14 protein-coding genes are annotated in these 19,867 nt (G+C 53.3%); 9 read left to right on the top strand and 5 right to left on the bottom strand.

What is annotated here, in order from left to right; all coding sequences use genetic code 11:
- Nucleotides 1-130: 130 nt before the first annotated feature.
- Together H6F91_RS16710 and H6F91_RS16705 are read right to left on the bottom strand one after the other, a co-directional pair.
- Nucleotides 131-319, bottom strand: a complete 189-nt coding sequence (locus H6F91_RS16710) for a hypothetical protein (RefSeq protein ID WP_190771942.1) — start codon at nucleotides 317-319, stop codon at nucleotides 131-133.
- 183 nt (nucleotides 320-502) lie between these two features.
- Nucleotides 503-1,849, bottom strand: coding sequence for a CCA tRNA nucleotidyltransferase (locus H6F91_RS16705; RefSeq protein ID WP_199307876.1), 1,347 nt, complete (start codon nucleotides 1,847-1,849; stop codon nucleotides 503-505).
- A 392-nt stretch (nucleotides 1,850-2,241) separates the two neighbouring features.
- On the opposite strand from H6F91_RS16705, the gene H6F91_RS16700 reads away from it, so the two are divergent.
- From H6F91_RS16700 to H6F91_RS16690, 3 genes are all read left to right on the top strand, one after another.
- The gene (locus tag H6F91_RS16700; RefSeq protein ID WP_190771941.1) at nucleotides 2,242-2,526 is read left to right on the top strand and encodes a Ycf34 family protein; all 285 of its coding nucleotides are present in this window, start codon (nucleotides 2,242-2,244) and stop codon (nucleotides 2,524-2,526) included.
- 121 nt (nucleotides 2,527-2,647) lie between these two features.
- Nucleotides 2,648-4,579 carry a serine/threonine-protein kinase gene (locus H6F91_RS16695; RefSeq protein WP_190789406.1) on the top strand — a complete coding sequence of 644 codons (1,932 nt, stop codon included), beginning with the start codon at nucleotides 2,648-2,650 and terminating at the stop codon, nucleotides 4,577-4,579.
- Nucleotides 4,580-4,582: 3 nt separating this feature from the next.
- Complete coding sequence (locus H6F91_RS16690) at nucleotides 4,583-6,388, top strand: serine/threonine-protein kinase (protein ID WP_190771939.1); 1,806 nt, start codon at nucleotides 4,583-4,585, stop codon at nucleotides 6,386-6,388.
- 23 nt (nucleotides 6,389-6,411) lie between these two features.
- Here H6F91_RS16690 and H6F91_RS16685 read toward each other — a convergent pair whose 3' ends face one another.
- Nucleotides 6,412-7,752: a serine hydrolase gene (locus H6F91_RS16685; protein ID WP_190771938.1), complete on the bottom strand. Its 1,341-nt coding sequence runs from the start codon at nucleotides 7,750-7,752 to the stop codon at nucleotides 6,412-6,414.
- A gap of 639 nt (nucleotides 7,753-8,391) precedes the next feature.
- On the opposite strand from H6F91_RS16685, the gene gatA reads away from it, so the two are divergent.
- Together gatA and H6F91_RS16675 are read left to right on the top strand one after the other, a co-directional pair.
- The gene (gene gatA, locus H6F91_RS16680) at nucleotides 8,392-9,855 is read left to right on the top strand and encodes an Asp-tRNA(Asn)/Glu-tRNA(Gln) amidotransferase subunit GatA (RefSeq protein WP_190771937.1); all 1,464 of its coding nucleotides are present in this window, start codon (nucleotides 8,392-8,394) and stop codon (nucleotides 9,853-9,855) included.
- Between the two features lie 156 nt (nucleotides 9,856-10,011).
- Nucleotides 10,012-10,863, top strand: a complete 852-nt coding sequence (locus H6F91_RS16675; protein WP_242035830.1) for an alpha/beta fold hydrolase — start codon at nucleotides 10,012-10,014, stop codon at nucleotides 10,861-10,863.
- A 163-nt stretch (nucleotides 10,864-11,026) separates the two neighbouring features.
- Here the strand turns inward: H6F91_RS16675 and H6F91_RS16670 are convergent, their stop codons facing one another.
- Nucleotides 11,027-12,391: a hypothetical protein gene (locus H6F91_RS16670; RefSeq protein ID WP_190771935.1), complete on the bottom strand. Its 1,365-nt coding sequence runs from the start codon at nucleotides 12,389-12,391 to the stop codon at nucleotides 11,027-11,029.
- Between the two features lie 495 nt (nucleotides 12,392-12,886).
- On the opposite strand from H6F91_RS16670, the gene purN reads away from it, so the two are divergent.
- On the top strand, nucleotides 12,887-13,546 hold the full coding sequence (purN, locus tag H6F91_RS16665) for a phosphoribosylglycinamide formyltransferase (RefSeq protein ID WP_190771934.1): 660 nt from the start codon (nucleotides 12,887-12,889) through the stop codon (nucleotides 13,544-13,546).
- 378 nt (nucleotides 13,547-13,924) lie between these two features.
- Here the strand turns inward: purN and petH are convergent, their stop codons facing one another.
- A complete protein-coding gene (gene petH, locus H6F91_RS16660) occupies nucleotides 13,925-15,142 on the bottom strand; it encodes a ferredoxin--NADP reductase (RefSeq protein ID WP_190789405.1) in 1,218 nt (405 codons plus the stop codon).
- Between the two features lie 632 nt (nucleotides 15,143-15,774).
- On the opposite strand from petH, the gene H6F91_RS16655 reads away from it, so the two are divergent.
- The 3 genes from H6F91_RS16655 to typA all read left to right on the top strand — a co-directional run bounded on the left by H6F91_RS16655 (nucleotide 15,775) and on the right by typA (nucleotide 19,785).
- Nucleotides 15,775-16,788: a phosphoribulokinase gene (locus H6F91_RS16655; RefSeq protein WP_190771932.1), complete on the top strand. Its 1,014-nt coding sequence runs from the start codon at nucleotides 15,775-15,777 to the stop codon at nucleotides 16,786-16,788.
- Between the two features lie 407 nt (nucleotides 16,789-17,195).
- Nucleotides 17,196-17,819 carry a TenA family protein gene (locus H6F91_RS16650; protein WP_190771931.1) on the top strand — a complete coding sequence of 208 codons (624 nt, stop codon included), beginning with the start codon at nucleotides 17,196-17,198 and terminating at the stop codon, nucleotides 17,817-17,819.
- Between the two features lie 175 nt (nucleotides 17,820-17,994).
- Nucleotides 17,995-19,785, top strand: coding sequence for a translational GTPase TypA (gene typA / locus H6F91_RS16645; RefSeq protein WP_190771930.1), 1,791 nt, complete (start codon nucleotides 17,995-17,997; stop codon nucleotides 19,783-19,785).
- Nucleotides 19,786-19,867: the final 82 nt, after the last annotated feature.

The raw sequence follows: 19,867 nt of genomic DNA, 5'->3' as shown, positions 1-19,867 counted from the left end.
TTTTGTTCTGTAGTCACAGTTCTATTGGGCGTAAAGAGGGATAGTTGCACTCAATAGGGGCAAAAATTTTGTCCCTATTGATGGCGTAAAACTATCGGGGATGAGGGAACCGCGCATTAAGCTGAAGAGCTTAATCTGCTGCTCCTTCTGTGTTCCCGCTCATATCCTCTTGGTTGTCGTCACTACCCGATTGAGCGCCTGAACCGGGGAACCGTCTCCGGCCGCCCATGCGCCCGGTGCCGCCCCGCTTCCGAAACTTGCGGGCGTACTCTAAATTACGCAGTGCTTTTTCCTTTTTCAAGTTACGGCGTTTAGCCATTCGAACCTCGTTTGCTAGTGGTGTGCAGTGAAAAATCTAGAAGAGTGGGCTGTGCGCAGAAAATTGACGATCGCAAAGTTCACAAACTTCATATCTTACCAAGCCCGGGGACGTCAGTAAAGTCTTGCTCCATTCCCTGGCTTCCAGATGCTGGAACCAGCAGTAAGACTGCGTCGGACAAGGTTAGATGGTATCCGCCGAGGGCGGGAGCAGAATGCCCTCCTCAGCATAGCGCCTGGCCCAGGTAATGGCGTCCTCGCGATTGGCGATCGCCCCCTCCGCATGGGCTAAATGAATGGCGTCCAGTAATTTGCCAATCTGGGGGCTGGGGCGCAGATTTAACGCTTTCATCAAATCACGTCCGCTAATTAACGCTTGTGGGTGCGCGACTGGATCTGTGGGATCCAGGTAGTGGTTGAGTAGGGGGGCGATCGTCTCCAGATCTAAACCCTGGGCAGCCGCCACCAGCACCAGCGCAGGAAATGTGCTGCCAACACTCTGGAAGAAGCGGTATTGTTGCCCTGCGCTTGCCGTCCCCGTGAGAGTCGCTAGCAGGGGCAGCGTTCGTACCACTGTCATGGCCGCCTGTACTTCCAGGCGGCTGTATTTCAACCGCCAAAGGTCTTGCTCGGCAATGTCGAGAATGGGTTCTGTCAGGCAGACTAGCTTTGCGACCCGTAGCCAGCTTCGTCCCATGCCCGAAGCTTTTTGCTGATCTTTGGGCCAACTGGTTGCTTCTTCAGCCAGAGCGGGCCAAAGCTGCTCCAGTAGAATCATGGCTCGGTCGATCCCGGCGATGTATTCCATGCTGTCGTGAGTAGCATGGGGGAGCCAGTAGGCCAGGAGTTGATCCTGCCAGGCCATCTTCAGAAAAGACGTACCCTTAGGGGTCCCCAGCAGGTAGTTCAGCTCGGCCTGAACCCGTTCAGGGGCAATCCGCTCCAGTAAGGGGGCGAGATCCTGAATAGTTGCCTGGGTTTCGGGCTCCAGACTAAATCCTAACTGGGCTGCCTGCCGATAGGCCCGCAGCAGGCGCAAGGGATCCTCTTTCAGGTTCTCAGGAGCCACCATGCGGATCCGCTGATGTTGCAGATCGGTGTACCCACTGAGGGGATCAATCAGGCGATCGCTATGGGGGTGGTAAGCGATCGCATTCACCGTGAAGTCACGCCGATGCAGGTCTTCCTCCAGGCAGTCGCCCACCTGCTGGGCAAAATCTACCGTAGCGCGATCAAACACCACCCGAGCAATCTGACGTTCCTGGTCGAGTAGTACGTAGCCTGTTTTGTAGTGGCGGGCGATCGCCTCAGCAACAGCGACGGCACCTTCAGCCAGCACAAAATCTAGATCCAGGTACTCGGCTTTCCGTCCCAGCAACGCATCCCGAACATTACCCCCTACAAGACAGGTGGTTGGTGGCAACCAATCCAGGCTGAACGGCCAGGTTTCTGGGGAAAGCGCTGACTGAATATGAGGGAAGTGGAGCCAAATCTCGGGTGAGTGGAGCGATGATAGGGAAGTAATATTCAAAATTTTGATGGCCTACGGCCTGATGGTAGGGCGATAGTTAATACGGGCGATGCTTCAGGAAGCCCAATCAAAAAACATACCGGAAAATGGGCCACGGTATTCTAAATCACTACCACGATCACTACCACGGCCTCCCCTATTATTTGCTGGTGTCTTTTCATTTTGCTACATCCAATTGGGGGGCTTGGGCGATCGCTTCTGCCCGGCAATCCAGGGTTAGAAATACTTTCCGTGAAGCATCCAGCATGTCCAAAAAACAGCCTTTAGAATATCCCCCTCCATAGGCTTAAGACATAACCTGAGGTTAGGGACCGGGTGCTGATGCCGTCATCGGTAAATTTAGGCTAGATTATCAAAAATGCCCGCCATTGTCGCACTATGAGGTGTTCGGGATGTGTATCTGTGTTAACTGCCATTACGTGGATCGCTGCACCACGTATCACGAGGTGGAAGGGCTACACCAGCAGCCTCATTTGACTGACCATCCTGATTTTGAGGCGGTCAACCCTACCATTAACTACAACTACTCGCTGCCCGAAGTGCGGGTGACTGAGGATGGGCAAATCGTCCAGGAAGGGGATCTCAGTGAAGAGTATGACGTAGTGGGCTGTGATAGCTTCAAAGCGGATATGGGCAAGTGGTCCCGGCTGCGACCGGGTGAGCTTGTTCCAACGTGATTGGGAGATTTGCCTTGAGGGAATGGGTGGATGGGGAAATGAGTGGATGAGTCAGTGATGGAGTCCACTGGCTCGCCCATCTATCTCTCGATTGATCCACCCATCTATCCGTTTCCCCTCCATGAGCCATTGCCTAAACCCTGATTGTCCTCAGCCAATTAATCCAGGAGATGCCCGTTTTTGTATGGCTTGCGGGCGATCGCTGCGGTTGGGCGATCGCTACCATCCATTAGAGCTGCTGGGGCAGGGGGGATTTGGGCGCACCTTTATGGCTCGTGACGAAGGGCAGCCAGGCCATCCCCTGTGTGTCATCAAACAATTTCTGCCGCAACAGCCTGGCGAAGAAGCTCGCCAAAAAGCCGCTGAGCTATTCCGGCAAGAGGGAGAGCAACTCCGGGAAATTGGCAAGTATCCTCAGATCCCCACGCTCTACGCCTACCTGGAGGAGGAGGGTTGTCAGTATCTGATTCAGGAGTTCATTAAGGGGCGCACCTTAGAACAGGAACTGACCGAAGCGGGACCTTTCAGTGAGCTAAAAATTCGCCATCTGTTGAACAGCTTGTTGCCGGTGTTGCAGGCGCTGCACGACCACCAAATTATTCATCGTGATATCAAACCCACCAACATCATCCGACGACAGGAGTCTGCAAATGCTCCTCTAGAGGACTTAGTGCTGGTGGATTTTGGCGCTTCTAAGTATGCCAACCCTACGGTGCTGGCCCGTACGGGCACCCTCATCGGGAGTGCTGGATATGCGGCTCCTGAGCAGGTAATGGGCCGTGCTGAATTTGTTAGCGATCTCTACAGTCTAGGGGTGACCTGCATTCACCTGATGACGGGGCTGCATCCCTTTGATCTATATTCAGCAAGTGATGATGCCTGGGTTTGGCAGGATTTCCTGACGGAGCCCGTGAGCGATCGCCTTGCCCAGGTGCTGAACAAACTTCTGCGTCGTCCCACTTCCCAACGATTTCGCTCGGCCACAGCCGTTTTGCAAGCGCTCAATCAGACCAGCAGCCCTGTCATACGAGTTGGCCGCCGTGTGCCTCTTGCCGTGGGTAGCCGTCCTGATCTGACTCTGGCTCCAGCGGAATCTGTTGAGTCTCAGCCTGTTCGCCGCAATTGGGAGTGTGTATTTAATCTGGAGGGGCATACAGGGCCTGTGACGGCGATCGCCATCAGTCCCGACGGTCTTCTGCTAGCCAGTGGCAGCACCGACCGTAGCATTAAGCTGTGGCATCTGGAGTCTGGCACGTTAATGCACACCTGGAGTGGGCGATCGCTCCGGTTTCAGGCGGGTCATACCGAGGCTATCACCACGCTGGCCTTTAGTGCCGATGGCTGTACTCTCATCAGTGGCAGCGAGGATTGCACGCTGCGTTGGTGGGATTTGGAGACGCGCAAGTTAATCCGCCGGAGCCCGGAGCATGGCTGGCTGATTTCGGCCTTGGCGCTGAGCCAGAATGGAGCGTTGGTCGCCAGTGGTGGGGGCGACGGCCTGATCAACCTGTGGGAGCAAGAGAGCGGGGAACCTTTAGCCCATTTGCACAAGCATCGCGATCGCATCAGCAGTCTCCTGCTCAGCCCCGATGGACAAACCCTCATCAGTGGTAGCTATGATCGCACCCTGCGGCTGTGGGATCTGCGGAGCGATCGCATCATTCGTACCCTCTGGGGCCATAGCGATCGCATCAGTGCTACCGCCATCAGCTCCAATTGGTTAACCCTCATCAGTACAGGTTGGGATCGCACGCTGCGCTTTTGGAACTTAAGCGAGGGCAAAGCTGTACACACGCAACTGGCTCATCAGGATGCGGTCACCTGCCTTGCCCTTTCCCCCAACAACCGCTTGCTGGCTAGCGGCAGCGAAGACAACCGAATTAAGCTTTGGGATTTGAAGCGGACTGAATCAGGTGTGCTGGTGCCGACCGGCGATCGCCCCCTTGCGCTTCCCTATGCCTGGAGCGTCAGCGCCCTCGCCTTTAGTCCAGACGGTCAGGTGTTGGTGAGCGGTAGTCCCGATGAAACTGTACGTGTTTGGCAGATGGTTTAGTCTATGCCTTACTGTCTCAACCCACGCTGCGATAAACCCATCAACCCAGAAAAGACGAACTTCTGCCAGAACTGTGGGCAACGGTTGCGGCTGGGCGATCGCTACAGTGCCTACCAACCGCTGGGCCAGGGAAGGTCTAGCCGCACATTTCTAGGCATGGATACGCATCAAATCCTCGACCCGCGCTGCGTTCTAAAAGAATTTCCCATGGGCACTGACGCGGATGCCCTGCGACAGCAGACAGCACGCCTGGCAGAGCTATCGGAGCATCCCCAAATTCCAAATGTCCTGGCCTACTTTGAGCGCGATCGCTGGCAATACCTGGTGCAGGAGTTTGTCGATGGGCGTAGTTTGCTGCGGCAGCTCCAGGAGGAGGGGACTTTTGATGAGGCACAAATTCGAGAGATGCTGCGTACGGTGCTGCCCGTGTTGCAGTATCTGCACGACCACTTCGTGATTCATCGCGATGTGAAGCCCGATAACCTGGTTCGCCGGAGCGATCGCTCTGGCACTTTAATGCTGGTGGACTTCGGTGCCGTGAAGTTCTCCACCCAATCCACTCTGGGTAATACGGGTACGTTTCTGGGTAGCGCTGAATATGCTGCCCCTGAGCAACTGATGGGAAAGGCTACCACCGCCAGCGATCTCTACAGCCTGGGGGCTAGTTGCCTGCATCTGATGACTGGGCTATCGCCCTTCGATTTATTTGACTCTGCCCAAGGGGAATGGCGATGGCGATCCGTCGCTGTGGGCATCAGCGACAGCCTGGCTTGCCTGCTGGATCGGATGATGGCTAATAGTTTGAGCGATCGCTACGCCACCGCTGCCGAAATTCTGCGTGACTTAGGTGCTTCCCCGACCCAGATTCAACTGGCAGCTAGTTGGAAGAAGCCTGTCTGGTCTGCGATTTGGCAGGATGCCGGAACAGAGAAGTGGGAGTGTGTCCAGACGATTGAGGTGGCGCAGGAGGTGAATGCGCTAGCGCTGGTTCCCGATGGCATCATAACCGCCCACAACGACGGCACCCCTCGGCGATGGGATGCCTCGACGGGGGTAATGGTGCGGATCTTTGAAGGCCACGAGCATTGTGTGTCCTGTATCGCGATCGCCCAGGATGAAGCCACTATGGTCAGCGGTAGCCAGGATCAATCGTTACGGGTCTGGGATGTGAACACGGGCAACGTGCAGCACGTGTTGCGGGGGCATCGGGGGAAAGTGACGGCGATCGCTCTTGATACTTCCCTGTTAATCAGTGCCAGTCATGACGAAACCATTCGTCTTTGGGAACTGCCCTCCGGTCAACCCCTCGGTGTGCTCCAGGGGCATACCCATCCCATCGAGTCTCTGGCCTACGATCCCGCCTCTCAAATCTTAGTGAGTGGTGATGCCGGGGGTTTCGTCAAACTATGGTACCTGGGTACTCGTGAACTGCTGCGAACGCTTTCGGGGCATACGGCCCGTGTCAGCGCTGTTGCGCTCATTGCTGCTACTCAAACAACCCTCAGCAGCAGTTGGGATATGACTTTGAAATTGCGCGACCTTAACACTGGAGGGTTACGTCGTAATCTAACCGGGCATCTACTCCCCATTAGCGCCCTTGCTCTGGAACTCAACCACAATCTCCTGGCAACGGGAAGTCACGACATGCTGATCAAACTCTGGAATCCTCACGATGGGAAACTCCAGAGTGTGCTGAGTGGACATACGGGTTCTGTTGATGCGCTGGCGTTTGGTGCGCAGGGCGATTGTCTTTGGAGTGGAGGGCGCGATCGAACACTTCGCTGTTGGAAGCCTGCACACCTGATATAGTGCGTAGCGCTATGAAACAGAACTTAGCCTTCAGCCGGAGGTGCTGCGGTGTTGCCTCCAAACCCGTTGTTCTTGACGAGATATTCAACAACGCCTTGAATGACGGTCTTCACGGCAGGTTCGCTAGCGGTGTAGTCGATAGTAACCGTAATGACGTATCGCTCGCCCTGAATATTCACGCCAGTTGTGCTACCCAGCACTTTAGAGTTTTGCCCCGTTTTCTCCCCAATCCAAACGGCAGGACGCTTCACCGCTTCATAGCCGAGCTCCCAATCGTACTGGTTCACCAGTCCTTCGAGAATCAAGTCATCACCAGGGTGCTCCTGGTTGTAGATGCCCACCATCATGTCGGTAAGTTCGTCGGTGGTCATGACGTTGGGAGGGGTGCCCAAGTTGGCGGGGTAGGTGCTTTGGCCTACCAGCTTGGTGCGTACGGTCGTGGTGGTGTAGCCGCGATCGCGCAGCACCTGATTGATGTAGTCCCGCCCGACATAGTCTATGAGCTGATTGGTTGCAATATTGCCACTGTAGCTAATCATGTCAAGCATGATTTTTTTCAGGGAATATTCTGAGCCGACCCAAATCTTTCCAGCATCCTCCGTCCAGTTCCCCCGACTGACCATGATCTTGGTCTCTGGGTTAATCTTCTCTTCATCCAGTTTTGCCATCAGGGCAACGGCCACAGGCACCTTGATCAAGCTGGCTGGGCTGGCTGGAGGTTCATTGCCCCGCAAGCGACGGCATTCTCGCTGCATGTTGCAGACCGTGACACGAACCCGAGAGGCCATGCCCGTTTTCTCGGCAATGGCTTTCAGGAAACCGGAACGAACCGTGTCGTAGCGATAGGCCGCGACAGCATAGTTATTTTCATATTCCTTCCGCTTTGCCTCGGCTTGGGCTGCCATGAAGGAATCTTTAGATACCTCTTTCAGTGAGTCCATAGCTTGCTTCCAGAGGGTGTAAGCCTGCTTGGCAGACTCCTCTGAATCATCAGCTTGAGATTTCAGGGCGGTTGCCTGGTTCGCAAACCGAATGGCATCATTCCAGCTTTGCTTAGCCGACTCTTCTACTTGAATGTGAATTTCGACAGCCTGTAAGCTGTCTAACAACTCTGTTGGAGCTGTGGCGGTACCCGTCTGGGAGGAAATCAGGACGGGCTGACGCTTGGCGAGGTCAGCCTGAAGGCGATCGCGGATCTGATAAAGCTCTTGAAGGGACTTGGCTTCTGGAAACGGCACTGTTTTCGAGTGCGGAGTTTCTAGCACGGGAGCCAGAACTGGGAACGAAGGAACAATCAAACTGGTTGCCCAAATCCCAAAAGTTGCCAGGGGTGTAACTGTTAGATACCACCACAAATGACGCATTCCACTACCTCGATACCCCACACCAGGGCTGACTCAACAGGGCCAACTTATCTTTAGATTTAATCACTTTTCCTGAAAAAGCATTACAAGACCGTTTACGGTAATCAAAATTCCTTAAAATGTCACATCCCTCCGCAGAATTAAATTTGCTAAACAATCTGGGGCAGGGGAGGACTGGAGGGTTTAAACCTTCATAGCCTACAAGCTTCTAGCCGGTTTATTTTGAAACTTATTTAACCTTAGTTCGAGATAAGCTGCAGTGCTTATTTTGGCGTGCGCAAAGCGCACGCCAAAATAAGCATTTTCGAGTGCCGCGCAACACGCGGCACTCGAAAATGCCCTTAACCCGAACTCAGGTTATTTAATTTGAGTTGAGGTTATTTCGTCTCCGACTCCTCACCGCAGAATTCTCAGTATGGAATCAGGCCCGAAAACCGCGTGCCTTCGGCACGCGGTTTTCGGGCTTCAAAGCCAGGATTGCACGCCCGTCGGGCGCGCAATCTTGGCTTTGAAGCTCATCATGAGAACTGCTGCCCTCAGCGCAACTCTGCCTTAATTGACCAAAAAATCGTCTACAGTGAGGGATGGGAAAATTTCCCCCCTGCTTACTGTTAGATGTACCCGATGGAGAACTCCCCGATGCCATCCATCCGCGAGTTGCACCAGCAACTTATTCGTAAGGAACGAACGGCGGTTGAAATTGCCGAAGCGGCGCTGGAACGATTGCAAGCGCTAGAACCAAAAGTGCATAGCTTTTTGACGGTTACCGCTGACTATGCTTTGGAGCAAGCCCGACAGGTGGATGCCAAGATTGCGGCTGGAGAGGCGATTGGCCCGCTGGCTGGCATTCCCATCGGCATTAAAGACAACATGTGTACGAAGGGAATCCGGACGACTTGTGGTTCGCGGATTCTAGAAAATTTTGTGCCTCCCTATGAGTCCACGGTGACCCAGCGGCTCAAGGATGCCGGTGCTGTCATGTTGGGTAAAACCAATATGGATGAGTTCGCTATGGGTAGCTCCACTGAGAACTCAGCGTTTCAGCTCACAGCCAATCCCTGGGATCTGGAGCGGGTACCGGGTGGTTCGTCTGGTGGCTCGGCGGCAGCAGTAGCGGCTGGGCAGTGCGTGGTATCCCTGGGATCTGATACGGGTGGTTCAATTCGCCAGCCAGCTTCCTTCTGTGGTGTGGTCGGTTTGAAACCCACCTATGGTCTAGTGTCTCGCTATGGTTTAGTCGCCTACGCTTCGTCACTGGATCAAATTGGGCCCTTTGGCCGTACGGTCGAGGATGTTGCAATTTTGTTGGGGGCGATCGCGGGTTATGACTCCCAGGACGCTACCAGCCTCAAAGTTGACATTCCAGATTATGCTTCTGCCCTGCGTCCTGACTTCAAGCCACGCGGCAAATTGCGAATTGGCATCATCAAGGAAACCTTTGGTGAAGGCTTGGACGCTGTGGTTGAACAGGCCGTCACGAAAGCTGTAGAGCAATTGCAGGGATTGGGCGCTGAAATTCAGGTTATTTCCTGCCCACAGTTCCGGTATGGGCTGCCCACCTATTACATCATTGCGCCCTCTGAGGCATCCGCGAACTTGGCCCGCTATGACGGGGTGAAGTATGGCTTCCGAGCCGATGATCCTTCCAATCTATTGGATATGTATGCCAAGACCCGCGCCGAAGGGTTCGGAGCGGAGGTGAAGCGTCGGATTATGATTGGAACTTACGCTCTGTCAGCGGGTTACTATGACGCCTACTATCTCAAGGCTCAGAAGGTCCGTACGCTCATCAAGCAGGACTTCGAGAAAGCGTTTCAGCAGGTGGATGTGCTGGTGTGCCCCACTTCTCCTACCACGGCCTTTAAGGCGGGCGAGAAGACGGACGATCCCATTAGCATGTATTTGTCTGACCTGATGACCATTCCTGTAAACCTGGCAGGATTGCCTGCCCTGAGCCTACCTTGCGGTTTTGATGAGCAAGGTCTCCCCATTGGTTTGCAGCTCATCGGTAACGTCTTGCAGGAAGACCTGCTGCTCAGCGTGGCTCATGCTTATGAACAATCCACCCGTTGGCATGAGCCCATGCCAAAACTTGAAGGGTAGTTTCGTGGATTTCGTGCGTGACCCGCACGAATCATGTCAAAGCTGATTGAAACAACACAAAATAGATAGTGCGCGGTAGAAGTACCGCGCACTATCTATTTGGGCCCCCAGGATGGGTAGGAATGAATGGCCAAACACGCCAGGAGAGCAAAATTGATGAAATGGTTTGGGGTAGGTTTAGCGATCGCCCTCTCCCTCTACGGCATTTTGAGCCTGCTCCTTTACCTCCGGCAAACCCGTCTTATCTTTTTCCCCTCATCGATTATTGAAAGCACGCCTGCCACTGTTGGCCTCGCCTTTAAGGATGTATGGATTGGAGTGCCAGCGGCGAAGGGCACTGAACGCATCCACGGTTGGTGGGTACCCGCTGGAACTCAAGAACGAGGCGCTCTGCTCTATCTCCATGGCAATGGCGACAATATTGGTGCCAACGTAAACCATGCGGCCCGATTTCAGCGCCTGGGATTATCAGTTTTGATGATTGATTATCGGGGCTATGGGCAAAGTGGAGGAGCCTTTCCCTCAGAAAAAACGGTTTACGAAGATGCCCAAGCGGCCTGGGACTACTTAACAGGGCCGTTAGGCTATCAGCCAGAACAGGTGATGGTGTTTGGGCACTCCTTGGGAGGGGCGATCGCCATCAATCTCGCCGTCCAGCACCCAGATGCGGCTGGGCTTATTGTTCAGGGCAGCTTTACCTCCATGCAGGAGATGGCAGAGCGCACTCTATCGTTTGGATTTCTACCTATTAATTGGCTTCTAACCCAACGCTTTGATTCCCTAAGCAAGGTCAAACGTTTGCAAATGCCAGTTTTCTACATTCATGGCCTGGCCGATCATCAGGTTCCATCGGATATGAGCGACAGACTTTATGAAGCGAGTCCTCAACCCAAGCGGCTTTGGCTGGTGCCGAACGCAGGCCATAATGGCTTAGCAGAGGTCGCGGGCCAAGCTTTCTCTAATCAGGTCGAAGCTTTTTTAGAACAAGCTATGCCTCAACATAGGTAACCTCAATTCGGGATAAGCCCGAGCGCTTCTTTTTGCCTGCCCTGCAAAAACTTAACCCGAACAGAACTGACGCAAGCCCGCTATCCGTAGCGCATTTGTGTTGTGGGTGGGGTGCGAAGCACCCCACCCACAACACAAATGCGTAAGCCCTGCCGAACTCAGATTAATTAGAAACGATAGTGCTCTCCAGGGGCCAGTAACGACCCTTCTGATAGATCCAACTAATTCCGTCTGGGTCAAGGCTTTGGCTCCAAGCACTAAAATCTTCCTGTAGTTTGCGTCGGCTCACAGTGCTGGGGCTCACCCGTAGGCGCTGGGCCAGGCTAATGCGGGTGAGAGCTTCGTTACGATCCCCTTCTGCCAGATCGAGATAAAACTCCCAGAAGGTAACGAGCAATAGCGCGAACAAAAGGATCACGGCTTCTGGGCGTTGTAAGGTTTTGAGCAGAGCCTTGATAGAGTCATCAACGTCTTCAAGAAATTCTTCTGTCTCAGCTTCTGCAACTGTCAGGGCAGTTTCCTCGGGGCGGGCCAGTACTCCTGCTTCGGGGGACGGTAGCGTTGTCGTAGAAGTTGCAACAGCTGCAAAAGGTTCTACAAGTTGTACAGGTTCAGCTGAGGCTTCTGCCTCTACTTCAGGGTCTTCTGTAAGCTCAGGTGAAGCTTCTACTTCAGGGGCTGACGAGGTTGCCGTAGAAGTTGCAACAGCTGCAAAAGGTTCTACAAGTTGTGCAGGTTCAACAGAAGCTTGTAGCTCGATTTCAGGGGCTTCTGCAGGTTCGGGTGAAGCTTCTGGCTCGACTTCAGGAGCTGACGAGGTTGTTGTAGAAGTTGCAACAGCCGCAAAGGGTTCTACAAGTTCTGTCGGTTCAGGTGATGCTTCTAGTGTGACTTCAGGATCTTCTGCCAGCTCAGGTAAAGCTTCTGGTTCGACTTCGGGAGCTGATAAGGTTGTCGTGGTTGCAACAGCCGCAAAGGGTTCTACAAGTTCTGCCGGTTCAGGTGAAGCTTCTGGTTCGACTTCAGGGGCTTCTGCGGGTTCGGGTGAAACTTCTGGTTCGACTTCAGAAGCTGACAAGGTTGTTGTGGAAGTCATAACAACCGCAAAGGTTTCTACGAGTTTTGTTGACCTTTCGGATGTTCCAGGGGTAGCTTCTGGGGCAGTGGAATCGGCTTCGAGAGCACTTGGGGCGGTTTCCGACGGGGTGGTGGTCATGCTACTCACGGCGGGTTCTATCTTCAGCACAAGTTCTTGCTTCCATGCTACTGACTCCTCTCCCACCCGCTGCCCATACAGAACAATTTGCTCTAGACTTTCAGCCTTGAGTTCTCGCATCAGCTTTTCGACCAGGGCACTCATCCGGCTAGCATCCGGTGCTGGCTCAGCTTCCAAAACTAGGTGGAGAGTGCGATCGCGCCGTGCTGCCTGCACATGCACCTCCAATGGCTTTAAGGTGTGGTTGAGAATGGCCGCAATTACCCTTGGATCGCCTTCCCGTGCCCGTCCTAATATCTCTTGAGAGCGCATCTTAGAACCCCTAACCATCATGCCAAGTTTAGTAGACCATCCAGAGGGGATCGTTTTCAACCCAAGTCATGTAGAGATTTGATAATGTTAGCTGGCCTCATTTCTAACTGTTGAGCTTGTCACCCTGACTTCGAGTTAAGGGCGTTTTCGTTGCCGCGCAACGTGCGGCAACGAAAACGCTGATTTTAGCGCACGCCAAAATCGGCGCTTCAACTTACCCTAAGTTCGTTACGTAATGATGGCTGCCTGCACCTGTAGGAAAAGAACTGGCAGAACACATTCATTCAGCAATTCTCATTTTGGAATTCAACCCGAAAATAGCCCGCCGAAGGCGGGCTATTTTCGGGCTTTGAAGCTGAGAGTTCATGCCCGAAGGGCACGAACTCTCAGCTTCAAAGCCCATACTGAGAATTGCTGACATTCATTGGTTTTTATCGCAGCATGGGATGAGGAAGTGCGATAGTAATGAGGTTTGTTGAATTTTGTAAGTGTTCCATGAGTGCCAGTCCTGCGTCCGCCTCCTTGGAGAGCAGTTTGCTTTCCCCTCCCATCTCCTCAGAGTTGTGGCAGCGCCACTGGGATGGGCCGCCCCTCCGGCTTGGGGTACTGGCATCGGGCAGTGGCAGCAACTTTGAGGCGATCGCCCAAGCCATTGCCAAAAAAGAACTCAACGCCGAAATTTGTGGCCTTATCTACAACAACCCTCAGGCCAAAGCCGCCGAACGGGCCGATCGCCTGGGCATCTCCAAAGTGCTCCTCAACCACCGCGAGTTTCCCAGTCGAGAAACACTGGATGGGGCGATCGCCCAAACCTTCTACGACCAGGGGGTTGACTGGGTGATTATGGCGGGCTGGATGCGCATTGTCACCCAGGTTTTGATCGACGCCTTTCCCGGACGCCTGCTTAACATTCACCCCAGCCTGCTCCCCTCCTTCAAAGGAGCCCATGCGATCGAGCAAGCCCTAGCGAGCGGTGCCAGAATCACTGGCTGTACCGTTCATCTCGTTTCCCTAGAGGTTGATAGCGGCCCAATTCTGGTGCAGGCGGCCGTTCCCATCCTTCCCGGAGATACTGTAGAAACTCTGCACCAGCGTATTCAAGCTCAGGAACATCGAATTTATCCGTTGGGAATTGCGATCGCTGCCGCATCCTAAACGAAAGACTAGAACGCCTGTAGACACCACAATCTCAGGCACAACACGACGTAACCCAAACCTGAGCCAAACCTCACAGATGCGAAGCGACCTAACACCTCCCCTGCAAAACCTCCTTGCCGAGGGAGTTTTTTGGAAGGGCAGCCCGTCCCCAAGCCAGGCCTTCAACCCCAACAGAACGTATGCCTCGTTGGGTACGTGTAACACACTCAGGACTTACGCATTTACGCTGTGAGTGGGGTGCTCTGCACCCCACTCACAGCGTAAATGCTCTAGATATAGCGGACTTGCGTAAGCCCTGATACTAAAAAAGCCAGTGATAGAAAAACAGAAAGGCTCGGCGATCGCCGAGCCTTTCTGTTTTTAAGCAAAGGTGGCTTAGTAGGTCTCTACGTGCCAACGCTCCTTAATCGAGCGCTGGTAGTCCTTCCACACAATGCCTTCCTTCTCGGCAGCGGCAGCCATCGCTGCATCAATGCCATCTTCCATACCTTTCAGACCGCAGATGTACACATGGGTCTTCTCTTGCTTCACCATGTTCCAGATCTCATCCGCATGCTCAGCCACCCGGTTCTGGATATACATCCGGCCGCCCTCAGCGTTTTGCTGCTCACGGCTGATGGCATAGGTCAAACGGAAATTGTCGGGATACTTCTGGGTCATCTCCTCCAACTCCTCCTTATAAAGGATGTTTGGAGTCTTCGGTACACCAAAGATTAACCAGGCAAAGCCTTTGAACTGATACTCAGGGTTTTTAGCCCGCTCGGCATCCTTGAACATGCGCCATAGGTAAGCACGGAAAGGTGCAATCCCAGTACCGGTCGCCATCATGATAATGTTGGCTTCGGGATCATCGGGCAACAGCATTTCCTTCCCAACGGGGCCAGTGATTTTCACATCGGCACCGGGCTCAAGGTTGCAGAGGAAGGTCGAGCAAACACCATAAACGGTTTCGCCGCTCTCTGGATGCTTGTACTCCAACTGACGAACGCAAAGGGAAACAGTTTGGTCGTCCATATTGTCGCCATGGCGAGTCGACGCAATGGAATACAGGCGTAGCTTGTGGGGCTTGCCTTTCGCGTCAATTCCGTCTGGAATAATGCCAATGCTCTGGCCTTCCAGATAACGCAGATCACCACCAGAGAGGTCAAAGGTGATGTGTTGAACGATCCCGATACCACCTTCACCAACTAGCTTCTCGTTACTCATGCACTTACCGATAAAAGGAGCATTCGGTCGGTAAGTGTTCACGGGAACATCTTTCTTGGTTTTTTCGCTTGCTTGCGTCATGGATGGTTTGCCCTGCGACTGGCTTGCTTCGGAGGGAGCTGACCCAGGCGCAACCTGCCCGTTCGATTCACCAGCAGGAGATACGGGACGAATGCTGACAATGCGGCCTCCCATGCGGGAAATCCGCTTCATTTCCTGATTCATCCGAGCGTAGGGCACTGTAATAAAGATGCTGCCACTCCGCCGAATGGAAGATGAAGAAGGTTCACTGTCATCCGTTTGCCGAAGCCCTTCGACCTCATAGACGAAGAGCCGAGAATCTGCCTGTGAGCTAGAAGAACTGCCCATTGCGCTTGGACTATACATCGTTAATTGACGCCCTATAAACCGACTATTGCTGTTCAAGATCAAAAAGCGTATCTGGTTATCACAGTGGCCCGTGGAATCACCAGACTGGTATCTAGATTAGCATCGCCGGAGGACGCATCATTGATGGAATTATGGGCAGATATGGCGTTAGACCCTCCAGCCCCACCATATCGGCCTCTTTCGTTGCGAAATGTTACTTTCGCTTCAATTTCACAGCTTCTTTACATTCAGGAATTAGGTAGATATTTCTTCATGCTTCGTAGCAATTGCCCCTCTTCCTTTTAATATGAATACATTCAGGTCGGACTTAAAAAATCTGGAATCCGACAGATCATCTTGTAGCGATCGCCCCTCTTCTGATAGGATCAGCCATAATGGATGGTATTAATACCTAGTAACGACAGGTGTATTCACCCGAGCATTTTGCGGGCTTTGTTTTTCCGTTGGATTAATTACGGGGATCATTCCTGCTAAATTTAAATGTCATGCATCACCGGCCAGCGTCATCCTGACAAACAGGTCACGTTGCGATCAATGCGGTCTTTTAGTGCCGTTGCCGGTGATTTGTCGTAGGGCGGGTATTGCGTTTCAGATAACTTGTGTCTTCTGTAGGGTAGTTTGAGGGAATTATGACCAGTCACATCGACCGTGTAGTACTCATCGGCGTCGCAGGGGATTCCGGCTGCGGCAAGTCCACGTTTCTCCGTCGTCTTGCCGACCTGTTTGGCGAGGAAATGATGACGGTCATTTGTCTGGACGACTACCACTCTTTGGATCGGAAGCAGCGGAAAGAGCACGGTGTCACCGCTCTGAACCCTGCGGCTAACAACTTCGATCTGATGTATGAGCAAATCAAAGCTCTGAAAGAAGGCAAGTCCATCGAGAAGCCTATCTACAACCACGAGACGGGCATGATCGATCCTCCTGAGACCGTTCACCCCAACCGCATTGTGGTAATCGAAGGCCTGCACCCCATGTACGACGAGCGCGTTCGTGAGCTGCTCGATTTTAGCGTTTACCTCGACATCGACGACGAAGTGAAAATCGCCTGGAAGATCCAGCGAGACATGGCTGAGCGCGGCCACACCTACGAAGACGTAATGGCGGCTATCAACTCCCGTCGCCCCGACTTCGAAGCCTACATTGACGTACAAAAGCAATACGCTGACGTCGTTATCCAAATTCTTCCCACCCAGCTTATCCCCAACGACACCGAGCGCAAAGTTCTTCGCGTTCGCCTCATCCAGAAGGATGGCATCGAAGGTTTCGAGCCCGCCTACCTGTTTGACGAAGGCTCCACCATCGACTGGATCCCCTGCGGCCGCAAGCTGACCTGCTCTTACCCCGGTATTCGTCTCCACTACGGCCCCGACGAATACTACGGCAACAGTGTTTCCGTTCTGGAAGTCGACGGTCAATTCGATCGCCTGGAAGAAGTGATCTACATCGAAAGCCACCTCAGCAACACCTCTGTGAAGCACTACGGTGAACTGACCGAGCTGCTGCTGAAGCACAAAGAGTACCCCGGTTCCGCAAACGGTTCTGGTCTCTTCCAGGTGCTAGTTGGTCTAAAGATGCGCGCCACCTACGAGCGTCTGGTCAGTGCCGAAGCACCTCTGGTTGCCAAGGCTTCCGCCAACTAATTACTGGCCATACTGTGGACATAAAGGGGGCTTTAGGCCCCCTTTTCGCATTTCTAACACCGAAAAATACGAAGAGCTGCTCCCCAGCCAGCAGGTTTGGAGGGTGACGCGCCTCCGACGAGACTTCTGCACCCTATTTAACCTGAGTTCGGGTTAAGGGCATTTTCGAGTGCCGCGCAACGCGCGGCACTCGAAAATGCCCTTAACTGAGGTTATTTACTATCCAAAAGAACTGGAGCGGCCTCACTCTTATCCTCTTCGCCATTTGGGTTAGGACGTGAGAAGGGAACCGAAGTACTCGCTTTTCATGTCCTAACCTAAATGGCTCTCGCTATATCCCTGTTCACCCTGCTCCTTCCCAGACCCCACCTGGGAATCCTTGTTAGATAGCTCTCATTCCCCTAACCATGACCCTGGCTGATACCCTCTGGAACGTCAATCAAGACTTGGCGATCGCCTGCCTCGACCATCCCTTCGTCCAGGGCATTGGTGACGGCACCCTACCCCGCGAGATCTTTGCTTATTATGTTGGGCAAGATGCCTTCTTCCTGGAAGCCTTTGCCCGCGCTTATAGTGTTGCAGCGGCGAAAGCTCCTGATTGGAATGGCTTCTCTACATTTCACGCACTGGCAGATGGCGTGCTGCAAGAGTTAAAGCTGCACCAATCCTATGCAGCAGAGTGGGGAGTTAACCTGCGGGACGTGCAACCTGGTGCTGCCACCCGTCAGTACACCGACTTTTTACTCGCAACTGCATGGGGGCAAGAAGTGGGTATGACGGCGGCAGCAATGTTGCCCTGCATGAAGCTTTATGGATTTTTAGGCCAGGAGTTAGCTGTAGGGGGTATTCCTGATCATCCCTATAGCAATTGGATAAAAACTTATAGTAGTGGTGACTTCGAACCATTGATTCAACAACTGGCTGAACTCACCGATCGCTACGCTCATGCAGGCCGTACCGTTGAAGCCACTTACCGTTACGCTATGCGATGCGAATTGGACTTCTTTAAAGGAGCCTGGGAAATAAAATAAGCGATCGGTTTTCCCCCTGCCCAATTGACCATTGTGAACTTAATATAGAAATATTGCGGTTTGTTTAGACTCATTTTTCTATGAACTCCTCAGCCGGGGAGTCGAGTCCGATCGCGTTCCGGGTCGCAGGCCCCCTCGGCCTCCCCATCCAATCCCTCCCAATTCAGGTTCTATTATGCTTTCTCCCATTCGCAACGTTGCCATTATTGCTCACGTTGACCACGGTAAGACTACGCTTGTTGATGCACTGCTGAAACAATCTGGCACCTTTCGTGAGGGGGAAGAGGTTCCGGATTGCGTGATGGACTCCAACGACCTGGAGCGGGAGCGGGGCATTACCATTCTTTCCAAAAACACCGCTGTTCATTACAAAGAAACCCTCATCAACATTGTTGACACTCCGGGTCACGCTGACTTCGGCGGTGAAGTGGAGCGTGTTCTGGGCATGGTTGATGGCTGCATCCTGATTGTGGACGCCAACGAAGGCCCCATGCCCCAGACCCGCTTTGTACTGAAAAAAGCATTGGAAAAGGGCCTGCGTCCTATTGTGGTCGTGAACAAGATTGACCGTCCCCAGGCCGATCCCTTTGGGGCGATCGATAAAGTATTGGATCTGTTTCTCGAACTGGGTGCAGATGACGATCAGTGTGATTTCCCTTACCTGTTTGCTTCTGGCCTCGGTGGCTTTGCTAAAAACGACCTGGACGACGAAGGCGTTGATATGCAGCCTCTGTTTGACGCCATTTTGAAGCACGTTCCGGCTCCCGTCGGTGATCCTGAGAAGCCCCTGCAATTGCAGGTCACAACCCTGGACTACTCTGATTACCTGGGCCGCATCATTATTGGACGGATTCACAACGGCACCATCCACATGGGGCAGCAGGCGGCTCTGATGAAGGAAGACGGTTCTATTGTGAAGGGCAAAATCACCAAGCTATTAGGCTTTGAAGGTCTACGGCGGGTTGAAATTGCCTCCTCTACGGCAGGCAATATCGTTGCCGTTGCTGGTTTTGCAGATGCCAACATTGGCGAGACCGTTACCGATCCGAATTCTCCTCAAGCGCTGCCCCTGATTAAGGTAGACGAGCCGACTCTGCAAATGACCTTCTCGGTCAATGACTCGCCGTTTGCAGGTCAGGAAGGACAGTTTGTTACGTCGCGTCAGTTGCGCGATCGCCTGATGCGCGAACTGGAAACCAACGTGGCTCTACGTGTAGAACCCACCGACTCTCCCGACAAGTTTGCTGTATCAGGCCGTGGTGAACTTCACCTGGGCATCCTGATTGAAACTATGCGTCGGGAAGGCTACGAATTCCAGGTATCTCAGCCTCAGGTGATTTACCGTGAAGTCGGCGGTCAGCCCTGCGAGCCCTATGAAATGCTCGTGCTCGACGTGCCCGAAAGTGCGTCCGGTAGCTGTATCGAGCGGTTGGGCCAGCGTCGCGCCGAAATGCAGGACATGCGGATTGGCGATATGGGACGGACTCAGCTTGAGTTCGTTATCCCGGCTCGTGGTCTGATTGGCTTCCGGGGTGATTTCATGCGCATGACCCGTGGGGAAGGCATCATGAACCACAGCTTCTTCGACTATCGCCCCCTCTCGGGTGATATGGAACTACGCCGCAATGGGGTGCTGATTTCCTTTGAAGAAGGCACGGCTACCTTCTATGCCATGAAGAACGCTGAAGATCGGGGTGTTTTCTTCATTACCCCCGGTACGAAGGTCTACAAGGGCATGATTGTGGGTGAGCACAATCGTCCTCAAGATCTGGAGCTCAACGTTTGTAAGACCAAGCAGCTGACCAACCACCGCGCTTCCAGTGGTGAGGAATTGGTACAGCTTCAGGCTCCCATCGATATGAGCCTGGAACGGGCTCTAGAGTACATCGGTCCCGATGAGCTGCTAGAAGTAACTCCTGAGTCTATTCGCCTCCGGAAGGTGTCGAAGAAGCTCGCGAAGCGTTAAGCAATAAAAAAGGGGGAGCTTTGCTCCCCCTTTTTTCCATGAACCTGTTGATCAACAGAACGTAATAATTACGCTTTGAGGA

This window comes from Leptolyngbya sp. FACHB-8, assembly GCF_014695575.1.
GTDB lineage: Bacteria > Cyanobacteriota > Cyanobacteriia > Elainellales > Elainellaceae > Vacuolonema.
Note: the sequence above shows the minus strand (reverse complement) of the source record. Positions and strands in the feature narration are given on the sequence as shown.